The following is a 14,734-nucleotide window of genomic DNA, read 5'->3' on the forward strand; positions in this document are numbered from 1 at the left end:
GCCGTCAGCGGGTTCACCGGATCGCAGACCTGGCAGCGGATCACCGGCTGGAGCGGCCTGCTCGCCGCGCCCGGGACCACGTACCTCCCGACCGGCCGGATCCCGGCGCTCCCTACGCCTTGTGGACCACCTCGCCCGCCACCACCACCGTCTCGGCCACCGTGCCCGGGATCCGTTCCGGGGCCACGGCCAGGATGTCCCGGGACAGCACCACGAAGTCCGCCGCCTTGCCCACCGTCAGCGAACCCCGGTCCGCCTCCAGGAAATTGGCGTACGCCGAGCCCATCGTGTAGCCGTACACCGCCGTCGCCACGTCCACCGTCTCGGCCGGCTGCCACGGGTCGCCGCCCTCCAGCGGGCGGCGGGTGACGGCCGTGTAGATCCCGATCATCGGGTCCATCTCGGCCACGTTCCAGTCGCTGGAGAACGCCAGCACCGCCCCCGCCTCGGCCAGGCTCCGCATCGGCCACGCCTTGTGCCAGCGGCCCTCGCCCACGTTCTCCGCCCAGTCCTGGCCCGGCCCGGCGATCTCCGGCGCGCAGTGCCGCGGCTGCATGCAGGCCACCACGCCGAGCCCGGCGAAGCGGGGCACGTCCGCCGGGTCCAGGCATTCCACGTGCACCACCTGGTGGCGGGCGTCCCGCGGCCCGTTGACCGTACGGGCGTGCTCGACGGCGTCCAGGACCGTACGGATCCCCCGGTCGCCGGTCGCGTGCACGAAGCACTGGAACCCGCGCGCGTCCAGGCGCGCCAGCAGCTCCGCGAACTCCTCCGCCGGGTAGAAGGTCTCGCCGCGGTGCGCCCCGCACCCGGTGTACGGCTCCAGCAGCGCGGCCGTGCGCGGCTCGACCACGTCGTCGATGTACAGCTTGAGCGGCCCGACCCGCAGCCGGTCCCCCGGGTACCGGCGGGCCGCCGCCGCGAACGCGTCGAGCTCCTCCTCCGTCGTACCCCGCGGGTGGAACAGCGCCGCCACGATCCGCGAGCGCAGCAGGCCCTCGGCTCGGGCCCGCTCGTACAGTTCCAGGTCGTCCAGGGAGTTCTGCGGTTCCACGACCGTGGTGATGCCGAAGCCGATCGCGTCGTCCAGGCTCTTGGCGAGGCGCCCGTACTGCCGGTCCGGCGAGGCCCACGGCACGCCGAGCTCGCGCAGCGCCCGGTGGCCGTCGCGGGAGAGCCCCTTGATCGCGAAGTCCTTGACGAAGCCGGTGGGCTCGCCGGTCTCCGGGTCGGTTGCCGCGGTGCCGAACGGCAGGTCGGTGCGGTCCTTCGCGACCCCGAGGCGGCGCATCGCGGCCGTGTTCAGCCAGGCCGTGTGCACGTCGTACGAGAGCACGATCGCCGGGACCTCCCCGGTGACCGGGTCCAGGTCGGCGGCGGTGGGCATCCGCCCGCCCGGGATCGCGGAGTAGTCGAAGGCCTCGGCCTCGATCCAGGGGGCCTGCGGGTGCGCCTCCCGCCAGGCCCCGATCCGGTCGAGGATCGCCTCCAGGGTGCGTACCCCGGCGAGCTGTACGCAGGCGTCGTCGGAGCCCAGCCGGACGTGGTTGTGGGCGTCGATGAACCCGGGCAGCACCAGCCGGCCGCCCGCGTCGATCCGCTCGGTTGTGGGGCCCGACCAGGCGGCGGCCTCCGCGTCCTGGCCGATCCAGACGATCCGGCCGTCGCGGACGGCCAGGGCCTCGGCCTCGGGCAGGTCCGGGTCGACGGTGTGGATGCGGGCTCCGGTGAGCAGCAGGTCTGCGGGGAAGGGGTGCGGCATGGGTGGTGCTCCTGTGCAGAGGGGGCGGAGATGGCGGAGGGGGACGGAGGGGGGCTGAGGCGGCGGAGGCGGCGGAGGCGGCCGTACGAGGGGTCAGGCGGCCGGGACGTACGCGGGCACCCGGCGGGCGAGGGCCCAGTAGGTGAGCGCCGAGACGACCGAGCCGAGCAGGGTCAGGTCGGCGCCGCCGAGCGGGGCCACCAGTGGACCGGTCCACAGCTCGGAATCGCAGGTCAGCGCGGCGAAGGCCATGCCGGCCAGCAGCGCGGCCATGCCGGCGGGGTGGTAGCCGGCCCGGTACCAGTAGGCGCCCGCGCTCCCGGCGTGCAGCGCGGCGGAGTCGTAGTGGCAGCGGCGCAGCAGCATGTCGGCGAGGAAGACCCCGCCCCAGGGCGCGAACACGATGATCAGCAGCGAGAGGAAGGAGAGCAGCGAGGTGGTGAAGTCGGCCAGGAAGAGCGCGGCGAGCGATCCGGCGGCGGTGACCACGGCGCTGATCACGATGGCGCGGGCGCGGCTCCACGGGATGCCGAGGACCTGGAGGTTCAGGCTGGAGGAGTAGAGGGTGATGATCGAGTTGGTGACCGAGCCGCCGAGGACGAGGGCCAGGAAGGCCGGCTTGAACCAGCCCGGGAGCAGGCTCTCGGCCCCCGCGACGGCGTCGCTCATGTCGGTCTGCGTGGCGGCGGCCACCCCGGCGACGCCCAAGGCGACGGAGGAGACGAACCCGCCGAGCGCCCCCATCCAGGTGATCGACTTCAGCGAGGTGGTCCGCGGCAGGTAGCGGGTGTAGTCGGCGGGCATCGGCAGGTACGAGAAGGGCCCGGCCAGCATCACGACGAACGCCAGGCTCCAGCCGGAAAGGCCGGGGGCGGCGGCGCCGGCCGGGGCGCCGGTCCGGGCTCCGGGCAGGAGGAAGACCAGCAGCGCGCCGAAGCCGAGGGCGAGGACGTAGGCCATCCAGCGTTCGGCGAACTGCACGGTGGCGTGGCCCCACATCGCGACGGCGAAGGTCAGCGCGAGGGTGATCCCGAGCGCGAGGGCCCGTACCGCCGTCCCTTCGCCGAGGCCGACCTCGGCGAGGAACACCTCCAGGGCAAGGGTGCCGACCACGGTGTTGACGATGGTGTAGCCGATGCTCACCACCCAGTTCAGGACGCCGGCCGGGAAGTTCCCGCGGACGCCGAAGGCGGCCCGGGAGATGACCAGGGTGGCGGTGCCGGTGCGGATGCCGCTGAGCCCGGCGGCGCTGACCGCGAAGAAGGACAGTCCGCTGATCACGACGACGGCGGTGGCTTGCCAGAAGGAGAGTCCGAAGGCCACGGCGAGGGCGCCGTTGATCACGTAGGTGAAGGTGAGGTTGGAGCCGAACCAGAGCCAGAAGAGGTCCTGGGCGCCGCCGTGCCGCTCGGCGTCGGGGATGGGGTCGATGCCGTGGGTCTCGACCCGGAACACCTCGTCGACGTCGGCCGTCGTGTCGTGCGTCGCGTCCTGCTGCGTCATGCGCCGTACCCCTGACTGTGGAGCCGCTGAATCTTGAATGACGTTCTAAGTTCTTGAATGGCATTCAAGATGCGCCGCCGATCGGGACCGCGTCAAGACCCTGTCCGGGATAAGGTCGGCCCACAAGGACCGGGAAGGCGGCAGGGGTGGCGGGAGCGGGGTCGGCGCGGCGGCGCGACGGGCGGATCGCCCAGGAGCGGATGCTGGAAGAGGCCATGGCGGCGATCGCCGAGGGCGGGCTGGCGGAGCTGACGATGTCCGCGCTCGCCGAGCGGCTCGGCACCAGCGGCGGCCACATCCTGTACTACTTCGGCAGCAAGGACCGGCTGCTGCTGGCAGCGCTGCGCTGGAGCGAGGACCGACTCGCCGCGGAGCGGGCGCTGTTGCTGGCCCGGCGGGTCACCGCGCACCGCAAGCTGGCGCTCTTCCTGGAGCTGTACCTGCCGCGCGGACCGCGCGATCCGCGCTGGACCCTGTGGATCGAGCTGTGGGCCCGCACGCCCTCCAACGAGGACCTGCGCGCCGCCCAGCAGGAGATCGACGACGGCTGGCAGCGCGACCTGGAGGCCCTGCTGGCGAAGGGCGTGGACCAGGGCCGCTTCGCCCCCGCCCTGGACGTGCCCGCGCGCGCCTCCGAGCTGCTCGCACTGCTGGACGGGCTGAGCACCCGGGTGGTCCTCGGGCAGCGCGGGGCCGACCGGGCCGCCTCCCTGGAGCGGGCCCGTACGGCGGCCGCCCTGCTCGTCCCGCACGTGTAGGGCGGGTACGCACGAGGCCCGCCCCGGGGCGCACACGCGCCAGGGCGAGCCTCTGCCGTCGCCGGGGCCGGGGCCGAGCCCGGGATGGGCCTGGCCGTGCGCGGTTCCCGGCGCAGCCCGCTACGGGGCTCGCGGTACGGGAACGGTCAGGGGCGTCGGGCCCTCCTCCACGGGTGCGCCCACCGGTTCGCGGGCCCCCTTGAGGCAGTCGACGATCCGCTCGTGCGTGTCCCCGACGCTGTCCACCACCTGGATGCGCAGGTGCAGCGCCCGCACCTTCTCGACGAACCTCTTCGAGAACGACCCCACCTTTATGGTCTCGTACGTACCCGTCGCCACCAGCGGGAACCCCGCCCCGAACAGGGCGAGGCGGAAATCCCTCGCCGGCTGCAGCCCCGCCGCGACCAGCCGTTCACCAATCTCGCGCAGGTCCAGCCACGCGTCCTCGGGAACCGGCCCGTCGAGGGCGTCGCCGTCCATCACCACGAAGTAGTCGATCCGGTGCACGGCCGCGTTGTGCTGCCCCCCGTTGAAGACGCCCGTGCTCCAGGCCTTCGCATCCCCGGGCAGTTCCCCCGCCACGTAATCGGAGCGCCACCCCAGGATGGGCCGGACCGTACGGGCGTACTGGGCACGGGCCAGTACGCCGCCGGCCGCCACGGCCAGCAGGCTCGCCAGGGGCTCCTCGGGCATGAGCTGGAGCCGCCACGGCCAGTGGGCCCGGGTCGCCTCGGGCAGGTTCCCGCGCACGACCTCCCAGACGAGGACGGCGCCGAGCACGCACAGCAGGACCAGCGGTGCGGTGAACAGCCAGGGATTGCGCCGGATGCGCCGCTGCGCGTCGGAAACGGGTCCGTCCCGGCCCGGTGGTGCATTCCTCATGAGCGCCCCCCACTCCCTCAACCACGCACCCCCGCCCGGCAGTTCGGGCGGGGGTACATGATTGTGCCGGGTCGTGGCGTCGGGCACGAGACCGCACGGGACGCGCCTGTACGGGCCGCGGGCCGCGGGCCGCGGGCCCGTCGGCTAGTACACGCTCACGCCGTAGGCGTTCAGGGCCTCGACCACGGGCTGGAAGAACGTGGTTCCGCCCGAGGTGCAGTCGCCGCTGCCTCCCGAGGTCAGGCCGATGGCGCGGGTGCCGGAGTAGAGCGGGCCGCCGCTGTCGCCGGGTTCGGCGCAGACATTGGTGCGGATCATGCCGTAGACGATGTCGCCGCCGCCGTAATTGACGGTGGCGTTCAGGCCCGTCACCGAGCCGCCGTGGGTGCCGGTGGTGGAGCCGCGCCGGGTCACCGACATGCCGACGGTGGCGTTGGCCGCGCTGGTGATGTCCTGGCTGCCGACGGTGCCGGGCGGCACCGGCGAGTTGCTGGCGTATTTGATCAGGCCGTAGTCGTTGGTCGGGAAGCTGGATCCGACGGTGGAGCCGACGGTGGTGGTGTGCGAGGAGTTCGTCCACCAGGTGCCGGCGCCGTCGGTGCAGTGCCCCGCGGTCAGCACGTAGTACGTGCTCCCGCTGCGCACGTCGAAGCCGAGCGAGCAGCGCCAGCCCGAGGTGTAGATGGCGTCGCCGCCGGAGATCAGCTTGCGCAGCTTGCCGGGGGTGCGCTCGATGCGCAGGGCCCCGGCGTCGGCTCCGGCCTCGCTGCGGATCCTGGCGAGGTCCGAGGCGGTGACGGTGGAGTCTGCGGTGACCACGAGGGTTCCGCTGGCGGGGTCGGTGTACCAGGCGGTGCCGGCGACGTCGGCACGCTGGACGGAGGCTCCGGCCGCGGCGAGCCGCGCCGCGCTGAAGCCGCTGTCCGCGCTCGCCGCGGTGGGGGCGGCGAGCCCGGCGACGGCCGCCAGGCCGGCGGCCACGGCGAGCAGCCGGGTACGGGTGATGCTCTTGATCCTCACTTCGCGTCCTCCCGGGAGGGATCGGGGGCCCGGCGGACAGTGGGGGGCGCCGGAGCCCGTGAGGCGCAGCCGGGGGTACGGCGGGCGCACTGGATTTCGTCGTGCCCCTGACAAGCCCCCGAAAGGCGCTGTCGGGAGTGTCTCGGCGTCAGATTCGGGCGGCAAGGGCATCTTTCAGCCTCCGCTCGCCCGCCGCGACCTCGAAGGGCAGGGTGTTCCCCGGTGGCGGGAACGGGCAGATGAAATGGTCCGCGAAGGCGCAGGGCGGCAGCACGGTCCGGTTGAAGTCCACGGTGATCGAGCCGTCCACCGGGTCGGGGATCCCCGGTTTGAGGAAGCGGAAGCGGTAGCTGGAGCTTCCTGAGGTGGCATCGCCGATCACGGCCCACAGGCTGCCGTCGTCCTGGTCGACGGCGACTTGGAGGGTGTGCTCGGAGCCCCGGTACGCGAAGCTCAGCTCGCCGCCGAGACCGAACCCGCGCGCCTGCCCGTCGACGTTCGCCACCTGGACGGTCCGGTCCTCGCCGTACGGGCGGAAGCGCCCCGGCAGCACGAAGTCCGGGTCGTACGGGGTGGCCTCGATCCCGGCGAAGGCGCGCCGGGCCGCGGAGCCCGGGTCGAAGACCCGCACGGCCCACTCCCCCTCGCGCCGGATCACGGTGATCCGGAGGTCACCGGCGGCGGCGACCCGGGAGCGCGCGGGCGGAGCCTGGTCGGCGGCGAGCACGGCGTCACCCGTGAGGGGTTCGCCGTCGAGGCTGAGGCCGTCCTCGGGGGCGGCGCTCAGCGCCACCCCGCCCTCGGTGGCGCACCAGCGCCCCGGAACGGCCGGAATTCGACCTTCCGGGTAGTCGGAGAGCCAGTGGGTGCCGATGAGGGACAGGGGGCCGTAGGGGGCGGACACGGAGGCCACCCGCTGCTCGTGCCAGGTCCGCCAAGCGGTCTTCGGATCGTCCGCCTCGCCTCCCTCATCTGCGTCATCTGCGTCATCTGCATCACTTGCGTCATCGCTCATGCCGCTCACCCCTTCCACACGGGCCCGGACGGGAATCTCCCTGTACGCCGTCCGGCCCCGTGCGGATCTGAGGGGCCCTCAAGCCCGGGCGGACCTCAGCAGTCGCAGCCGCAGTCGCAGCAGCACCCGTCACAGTTGCAGCAGTCGCAGCAGCCGCTGCAGTCGGAGCAGCCGTCGCAGCACTCGCAGGCGTCGCACCAGGCGTCCCGCTTCTGCCGGGACCACGGGCCCTCGTGCTCGGTGCAGCACAGCTGGCACGTGCAGAACAGCCCGATGGACACGGCGCAGCCGGCGAGCAGCCCGCGGCGCGGCCGCTGCGGGGGCAACCCGCCACCGGGCCCCCCGGGCGGCCCGGGCATCCAGGGGCCGCCGGGCCCGCCCGCACCCCCGCCGTACGGGTTCCCGCCGTACGGGTTCCCGCCCTGACCGCCGTGGCCGCCCTGGCCGCCGTACGGGCCGCTGCCGTACGGGCCGCTGCCGTACGGGCCCGCCTGGCCGGGGCCGTGGCCCTGCGGCGGCGCTCCGTGCCCGCCGCCCTGCCCCGCGGCGTTCATGCCCGCGATCCCACCCGCGAGCCCGCCCGCGTGTCCGCAGCCGCTGACCCCGAAGGCCCGGTCCACCGAGGTCTTCAGCTCGTGCACGAGCAGCCGGTGGGCGAGCCCCGCGTCCGCGAACTCGACCTCGCGCAGCGCCAGCCTGATGCCGCGCAGGGCGTCGTCGGCCAGCCGCCGGGCCTCGGCGAGCGGGGTCCCGGTGGCCGTCAGCGGGTTCCACGCGCCCGCGGCGGCGTCCGCGGCCTGGTCCTCGACGGCGTCCAGCAGGTGCGCGAGGCGCCCGAAATAGCGGCCGGCCTCGGCGAGCGCCGGGGCGTTGCCCGGCCGCCCGGCCAGCTGCGCGGTATGGGCGAAGGCGGCGGCGGTGGCCGTCTCCGTGGGCTCGGTCACGACGAGCACCGGCGTGCCGGGGCCGGCGAGGGTCTCGATGCCCTCCTGCCGGTCCACGGCGTCGACGAGGACGGCCGTGTCGAAGCCGAGCGAGGCACCGGTGCGGGCGCCGGCCCGGTCCCAGCCGCGGGCCACCTTGCGCGCGGCGGCGGCGATCGGGGCGCGGGCCAACAGCCCGTCCCGGTCCGCCACGTGGTCCCGTACCTTCGCCGAGGCGAGGACGAGCGAGACGGCGGCCGCGAGCCGCGCGCCCTCGCCCTTGGCCACCGCCGCGGTCCGCATGCCGCGCAGCGGGCAGGGCCCGGCCGTGCGGCGCGAGCCGGGCGCGGGCCCCGACTGAGCCTCCGTCAGAACGGAGACCAGCAAACCGTCGTAGTTGGTGACGATCCGCGCGAACTGCCCGTGGTCCTTGCGAAGTGCCAGGCAGAGCCCGCAGAGATGGGCCATCCACTCGGTCTTGAAGCGCTCCCCCAGCCGGTGCGTGCAGGGTCTGACGATGCCGAACAAAACGGTCCCCCGTGTGTCATACGCGTGCGTGATGCGCATCGTATCGAGCGGGATCGTTCACCCGTACGTCCGCGCGGGTCACCCACACGGCAGCAGCGGTCGTATTTTCACTCAGTCAGCAGCGGTAGCCGTCAGGAGGCTTGACGGTGCAACGGATGTTCTGCACCAGTACCGTCACGAAAACCCTGCGCGGCGGCTATCCACTTGGCGCGTTGTCAGCATCATGGACGACCATAGGGGAAGCGGAGAGAAGACAACCGACCGCGGTGAAAGGAGGCGTCCATGGGTTCGGTACGCAAGGCGAGTGCCTGGTTGGGTCTCGTGGAGGACAGCGACGACGAGCGTTACTACGACGACGACTACGCGGAGGCCGCACAGGGCTCCGTCTCGGGCCCCGGCGACCAGTGGGTCACCGACCCCCGGGTCAAGGTCGCCTCGGAGTCGGCCGTCGAGCAGGGCCGGCGGATCGCGACGGTCACCCCGGACGGCTTCCGTGACGCGCGCGGCATCGGCGAGCTGTTCCGCGAGGGCGTCCCGGTGATCGTGAACCTGTCGTCCATGGACCCGGCCGACGCCAAGCGCGTGGTCGACTTCGCGGCCGGCCTGACCTTCGGCCTGCGCGGCTCGATCGAGCGGGTGGCGACCAGGGTCTTCCTGCTGACCCCGGCCGACACCCAGATCGTGAGCGGCGAGCCCGGCGGCCGCTCGCGCGACTTCTTCAACCAGAGCTGAGTCTGGGGGTACTTCCCACCGGCAGCCGGGGGATCCTCACCGGAAGGCGTCGAGCCCGGTGAGCGCCTTGCCCAGCACCAACTGGTGCATCTCGACGGTGCCCTCGTAGGTGAGCACCGATTCGAGGTTCGTGGCGTGCCGCATGACGGGGTATTCGAGCGAGATCCCGTTGGCGCCGAGGACGGTCCGCGCGGTGCGGCAGATGTCGATGGCCTCGCGGACGTTGTTCAGCTTGCCGAAACTGATCTGCTCCGGCCGCAGGGTGCCCGCGTCCATGCGCCGGCCCAGGTGGTGGGCGAGCAGGATGCCCTTGTGGAGTTCCAGCGCCATGTCCGCCAGCTTGGCCTGGGTGAGCTGGAAGCCCCCGATGGGCTTGCCGAACTGCTCGCGCGTCCTCGCGTAGTCGAGCGCGGCCTCGAAGCTCGCGCGCGCCGCGCCCATGGCACCCCAGATGATCCCGTACCGCGCGTGGCTGAGGCAGCCCAGCGGCCCCTTGAGCCCGGTGACCCCGGGGAGCACCGCGTCCGCGGGCAGCCGTACGTCGTCCATGACCAGCTCGCTGGTCACCGAGGCGCGCAGCGACCACTTGTGCTTGATCTCGGGGGCGGAGAAACCGGCCGCGTCGGTGGGGACCGCGAAGCCGCGGATCCCCTCGTCGGTCTGCGCCCACACCACGGCCACCGCCGCGACGCTGCCGTTGGTGATCCACATCTTGCGCCCGTTGAGGACCCAGTCGGTGCCGTCGCGCTTGGCGTACGTGCGCATGGCGGCCGGGTCGGAGCCGACGTCGGGCTCGGTCAGCCCGAAGCAGCCGATCAGCTCGCCGGCGGCCATGCCGGGGAGCCAGCGCTGCTTCTGCTCCTCGGAGCCGTACTTCCAGATCGCGTACATGGCGAGCGAGCCCTGTACCGACACGAGGGAGCGGATCCCGGAGTCGGCGGCCTCCAGCTCCAGGCAGGCGAGCCCGTACTGCACGGCGGAGGCCCCGGCGCAGCCGTACCCCTCCAGCGACATGCCGAGCGCCCCGAGCGCCCCGAGCTCCCTGGCCAGCTCCCGGATCCCGGGCAGCTCGCCGCTCTCGTACCAGCCGGCGATGTGCGGCAGTACGCGGTCGGCGGCCCAGCCGCGCACGGTGTCGCGGATGGCGAGGTCCTCGGGGGCGAGGAGCTCGTCGATCCCGAGCGGATCGGTGGGTACGAAGGGCACGGCGCCTCCTGGTGCGGACCGGCGTTGCGAAACCTAGCGCTGCAAGTTTGTCGGCGCGACGGCCCGCGGTCCACCCCTGCCCGCCCGCGCGCCGGGAAGGCGGACCGGCCCGCCGCCGGCATCGCGCCCAGCGGCGTCGCGCTCGGCGGCATCGCGCTCGGCGGCGTCGCGCTCGGCGGCATCGCGCCCGCCGGCGTCGCCCTCCCCCGCGTCGCGCTCGGCGGCGTCCGGGCACTCCATCACCCGCGGCAGCTTCAGCGCCATCACGGCACCCGCCAGCAGCAGCCCGGCGCTGACCAGCAGCGTCACGTGCAGCCCGTGGACGAAAGAATGCCGCGCCGCCGCGTACAGCGCCTGCCCCGGCCCGCCCCCGAGCGCCCCCGCGATCTGGTACGCCTCGCCCAGGGAGTTCGCGGCCCCCGCCGCGTCCGAGGCCGACACCCCCGGCACGTGCGCCAGCCCCGGCCCGTAGGCCGCGTTCATGACACTGCCGAGCAGGGCGATGCCCATCCCCGCGCCCAGCTGGTACGAGGTCTCGCCTATGGAGGCCGCCCCGCCGGCCGTCGCCGCCGGAGCCTCGCTCAGCATCGACTCGTACGCGGCGAACAGCGTGGTCTGGAGCCCGAAGCCGAGCAGGACGAACCCGACCGTGAGCAGCACCGGCCGGTCCTGCTGCCCCATGAAGGTCAGCAGCAGCACGGAGAACGCCGTCAGCACGAAGCCCAGCGACACCATCGTCCGCGGCCCGATCCGGGCCAGCGTGTACGACCCCGTGGCTCCGGCCGCCATGGCCGCGAAGGTCAGCGGGAGCAGCCGCAGCCCCGTCGCCAGCGGGCTGAGGTGCAGGACCAGCTGCAGGTACTGGACCGCGATCAGCTCCAGCCCGACCAGCGCCAGCATGGCGAGCACGATGCAGCCGACGGACGTGGAGAACGCGGCCCGCGAGAACATCCGCATGTCGATCAGCGGGTGCGTGCGGCGCTTCTGACGCCGTACGAAGAAGATCAGCAGCGCCGCGCCCACCAGCAGCGGCACCAGCGCCTCCGCGTCGAGGAGCCGGCGCTCCGCGCCGATCCGCTTGACCCCGAGGACGAAGGACAGCACCCCGGCGGCGGCCATGAGCGCGCCCACCACGTCCCACGGCCCGTCGGCGGCGCCGCGCGACTCCGGCAGCAGCCAGCGCCCGAGCGGCAGGATCAGCGCCATGAGCGGGATGTTGATGAGGAAGACCGATCCCCACCAGAAGTGCTGGACGAGGAAGCCTCCGAGCACCGGTCCGCCGGCCGCGCCGATGGCGGCGACGGCGGTCCAGATGCCGATGGCGAGGGCCCTCTCGCGCCGGTCGGGGAAGACCTGGCGCAGGATCGAGAGGGTGGCGGGCATGATCATCGCGCCGCCGACGCCGAGCAGGGCGCGGGCGGTGATCAGGACCTGGGCGTTGTCGGCGAGGGCGGCCAGCGCCGAGGCGGCGCCGAAGAGCCCGTAGCCGAGGAGGAGTATGCGGCGCCGGCCGACGCGGTCACCGAGGGTCCCGAAGAGGATCAGCAGCGCGGCGCAGACCAGCGGGTACGCGTCGACGATCCACAGGAGCTCGACCGAGCCGGGGCGCAGGTCCTCGGTGACGGAGGGGACGGCCACGTGCAGGATCGTCGCGTCGAGCGCGACGAGGACCAGGCTGACGCAGAGGACCGCGAGGACGAGCCAGCGGTTGGCCCCGCCGGAGGCGGCGCGCAGCCGCAGCCGGAAGGAGGCCGCGTTCGTCCCCGACATGCATGTACCTCCCAGATGATCGCTCGCACTCGGCGGACCAGCGTTTGCGGAGCCGCGGGGTGGTGCACTGAGCGGCGTCCTACGGGGTCCGGCATCGACACGCGAGTGAAGCGTCAGCGTACGCGAGTTCGTGTGCCCGACACGTGGCCAAGCTCTCACCGCGGCGGGGACCGCCGTGTGGTGTGCGCCACTCGCCCCACCCCCGTCCTCCCCTCTCCCCTCCCCCGCGTACACGCGCGGTCACGACCCGTGGTTCTGCGCCGGGGGCACACGCGCGCGCCGTCGATAATCATGCCCGTGAAGGATCTTGGATTTCGTCGGGCCGCACCCGCCCTGGCCGTCTTCGCGGCGGTCCGGCTGCTCGGGCTGGCCGTGCTCGCGCTCTGGTGCGCGGCCGTCGGCAGCAGCCCGCACACGCTGCTCTCGGCGCGCTGGGACTCGCTCTGGTACGCCCGCATCGCCGCCGAGGGGTACGGGTACGAGGTGCTCCTCCCCAACGGGGACGTGCACTCGAACCTGGCCTTCTTCCCGCTGCTGCCCTGGCTGGAGCGGCTGGTCGCGGCGGTGACGGGGCTGTCGTACGGCTCGGCGGGGCTGGTGGTCTCGGTCGTGGCCGGCCTCGCGGCCGCCTGGGGGATCTTCGCCGTCGCGGACCTCCTGCACGACCGCCGGGCCGGGATCTTCGCGGCCGGGGTCTGGGCCGCCCTGCCCGTCGGGATCGTGCAGTCGATGGCGTACAGCGAGGCGCTGTTCACGGCGCTGGCCGCCTGGTCCCTGTACGCGGCGCTGCGCGCCCGGTGGCCGGCGGCCGGCGTGCTCGCGGCCGGGGCCGGGCTGACCCGCCCGGTCGGCGCCGCGGTGGTGGCGGCGCTCTGGGTGGCGGCCACCCTGGCGTGGTGGCGCGGGGAGCGGTCCTGGCGGCTGGCGGCGGGGGTGGCGCTGGCCCCGCTGGGCGCGGCCGCGTACGTGCTGTGGGTCGGGGCGCGCACCGGGGGCGGGCTGCTCGGCTACCTGGACGTGCAGGCCGGCTGGGGCAACGGCTTCGACGGCGGGCTGGCGTTCGCCCGTTTCATCGGGGCGAGGCTGACCTCCTCCCCCGCCGGCGTCCTGGCCGGGGCCGGGCTGATCGCGGGGGTGGCGCTGGTGCTGTGGCTGTACGGGCTGTGCGTACGGCAGCGCCAGCCGGCCGCGCTCCTCGTCTACTGCGGGATCGTCGTGGCGCTGGCGCTGTGCGCGTCCGGGTACTTCGGCTCCAAGCCGCGGCTCCTGCTCCCCGCGTTCCCGCTCTTGCTGCCGCCGGCGGTGGCGCTGGCCCGGTGGCGGACGGGGAGGGCGGCCGCGGTGCTGGGCGCGGTGGCGCTGGCATCGGCGGTGTACGGCGCCTTCTGGCTGAACGGTTCGGGACCTCCTTAAGCAGGTGACCAGCTGATCAAGAGGACGGCCCCGAGGGGTGCGCGCCGGGCACCCGCCGATGCCGCGCAACGGAATGGATCATTCCGATCCATCTTTCAGCAAAGTAATTGAGCTGCGGCGATAAAGCGCGGCTAAGCATGCGAAAGAATGGCCGGGGCATTGGATCAGGCACCTCCAACTAATGCCCGAATGCCAGGAATTAAGCTCCGCGTGAGACCAACTCCACATCACATGGTCATCACAAAGCCCGTGATTCGACCGGGCCGCCCATCGGCGCGCGGTAACGTCGATTGAGTGCGTACCGACCAAATCCTGACCCGTTCGGAGCGGGTGTTCGCCCGGCTGGACCGGGAACCAGAGCGACCGGCTCATCTGCAAACACCGCAGATGAGCCGGCACCGCGTCGTGCTCCTCGGATCGACCCTCGCGTTCTACCTCGCGATCGTGGTGGCCGTCCTGACCACGTCCTGGCTCGTCCGCCTGGACTGGCAGGTCATGTTCTTCCGCCCCTACGAGCAGTGGCCGCAGCTGCACGCCTTCCTCGACTACCTCGTGGTCCTGGGCCAGCGCGGGCCCACCGCGGTCATGGTCGCCGCATGGCTCGGCTGGCGCTCCTGGCGCCAGCACACCCTCCGCCCGCTGATCACCCTCGGCGTGGCGCTGCTCCTGCTCAACATCACCGTCGGCGCCGTCAAGCTCGGCCTCGGCCGGCTCGGCCCGCACTACGCCACGCAGATCGGCTCCGCCGAACTCTTCGCCGGCGGCGATATATTTCCCTCCGGCCACACCGCCAATGCCGTCGTGACCTGGGGGATCCTGGCCTACCTGGCGTCCACCACGGTCACCCGCCGGGTGCTGTCCGTCCTGTCCGCCACCGTGTCGCTGAGCGTCGGCGCCACCACCGTGTACCTCGGCACCCACTGGGTGAGCGACGTGCTGCTGGGCTGGTCCGCAGGTCTGCTGATCATGCTGGCGCTGCCCTGGTTCGAGCCGCTGATCGCCGGCGTCGAGGCCCGGGTCTTCGCGCTCCGGGAGCGGCTGCGCCGTCGCCTGGAGACCGGAACCGTGCCCGTCCCGGTCGCCACCGCGCTCACCCCGCTGCTCTCCGCGGGCGGCAAGTGGCAGCTCCGGCTCGCCGACGGGGCCCCCGCCGACGCGACCGCCGGCGTACGGGAGTCCGCCGCGCCGGCCGTACCGGCGGGCGCGCAGGCCGCCGCCGCGA

12 protein-coding genes are annotated in these 14,734 nt (G+C 73.3%); 4 read left to right on the forward strand and 8 right to left on the reverse strand.

Annotation, left to right across the window (positions count from 1 at the left end; all coding sequences use genetic code 11):
• Positions 1–112: 112 nt before the first annotated feature.
• Both ACS04_RS07005 and ACS04_RS07010 read right to left on the reverse strand, forming a co-directional pair.
• Positions 113–1,762 (reverse strand): amidohydrolase, encoded by a 1,650-nt coding sequence (locus ACS04_RS07005; RefSeq protein ID WP_048475650.1) that lies wholly within the window; start codon positions 1,760–1,762, stop codon positions 113–115.
• Positions 1,763–1,855: 93 nt separating this feature from the next.
• The gene (locus ACS04_RS07010; protein WP_048475651.1) at positions 1,856–3,265 is read right to left on the reverse strand and encodes a purine-cytosine permease family protein; all 1,410 of its coding nucleotides are present in this window, start codon (positions 3,263–3,265) and stop codon (positions 1,856–1,858) included.
• A 200-nt stretch (positions 3,266–3,465) separates the two neighbouring features.
• Here ACS04_RS07010 and ACS04_RS07015 point away from each other — a divergent pair, with 200 nt between their 5' ends.
• Positions 3,466–4,023, forward strand: coding sequence for a TetR/AcrR family transcriptional regulator (locus ACS04_RS07015; RefSeq protein WP_048475663.1), 558 nt, complete (start codon positions 3,466–3,468; stop codon positions 4,021–4,023).
• Between the two features lie 120 nt (positions 4,024–4,143).
• Here the strand turns inward: ACS04_RS07015 and ACS04_RS07020 are convergent, their stop codons facing one another.
• The 4 genes from ACS04_RS07020 to ACS04_RS07035 all read right to left on the reverse strand — a co-directional run bounded on the left by ACS04_RS07020 (position 4,144) and on the right by ACS04_RS07035 (position 8,391).
• A complete protein-coding gene (locus ACS04_RS07020) occupies positions 4,144–4,905 on the reverse strand; it encodes a hypothetical protein (protein WP_048475652.1) in 762 nt (253 codons plus the stop codon).
• 144 nt (positions 4,906–5,049) lie between these two features.
• Positions 5,050–5,925, reverse strand: coding sequence for a S1 family peptidase (locus ACS04_RS07025; RefSeq protein ID WP_048475653.1), 876 nt, complete (start codon positions 5,923–5,925; stop codon positions 5,050–5,052).
• Positions 5,926–6,073: 148 nt separating this feature from the next.
• On the reverse strand, positions 6,074–6,940 hold the full coding sequence (locus tag ACS04_RS07030; RefSeq protein ID WP_048475654.1) for a DUF1684 domain-containing protein: 867 nt from the start codon (positions 6,938–6,940) through the stop codon (positions 6,074–6,076).
• A gap of 95 nt (positions 6,941–7,035) precedes the next feature.
• Positions 7,036–8,391 carry a DUF5685 family protein gene (locus tag ACS04_RS07035; protein ID WP_048475655.1) on the reverse strand — a complete coding sequence of 452 codons (1,356 nt, stop codon included), beginning with the start codon at positions 8,389–8,391 and terminating at the stop codon, positions 7,036–7,038.
• Between the two features lie 282 nt (positions 8,392–8,673).
• Here ACS04_RS07035 and ACS04_RS07040 point away from each other — a divergent pair, with 282 nt between their 5' ends.
• A complete protein-coding gene (locus tag ACS04_RS07040) occupies positions 8,674–9,123 on the forward strand; it encodes a cell division protein SepF (RefSeq protein WP_048475656.1) in 450 nt (149 codons plus the stop codon).
• 36 nt (positions 9,124–9,159) lie between these two features.
• Here ACS04_RS07040 and ACS04_RS07045 read toward each other — a convergent pair whose 3' ends face one another.
• Positions 9,160–10,329 (reverse strand): acyl-CoA dehydrogenase family protein, encoded by a 1,170-nt coding sequence (locus ACS04_RS07045; protein WP_048475657.1) that lies wholly within the window; start codon positions 10,327–10,329, stop codon positions 9,160–9,162.
• A 33-nt stretch (positions 10,330–10,362) separates the two neighbouring features.
• A complete protein-coding gene (locus ACS04_RS07050; RefSeq protein WP_078864511.1) occupies positions 10,363–12,099 on the reverse strand; it encodes an MFS transporter in 1,737 nt (578 codons plus the stop codon).
• Between the two features lie 291 nt (positions 12,100–12,390).
• Between ACS04_RS07050 and ACS04_RS07055 the strand changes: the two genes are divergently transcribed.
• Positions 12,391–13,512 carry a glycosyltransferase family protein gene (locus tag ACS04_RS07055; RefSeq protein ID WP_048475658.1) on the forward strand — a complete coding sequence of 374 codons (1,122 nt, stop codon included), beginning with the start codon at positions 12,391–12,393 and terminating at the stop codon, positions 13,510–13,512.
• Positions 13,513–13,806: 294 nt separating this feature from the next.
• Positions 13,807–14,734 (forward strand): phosphatase PAP2 family protein (locus tag ACS04_RS07060; protein WP_048475665.1); only part of this gene is annotated, 928 nt, incomplete at its 3' end.

Origin of the sequence: Streptomyces roseus, assembly GCF_001044425.1 — a bacterium.
Classification (GTDB): Bacteria; Actinomycetota; Actinomycetes; order Streptomycetales; family Streptomycetaceae; genus Streptomyces; species Streptomyces roseus.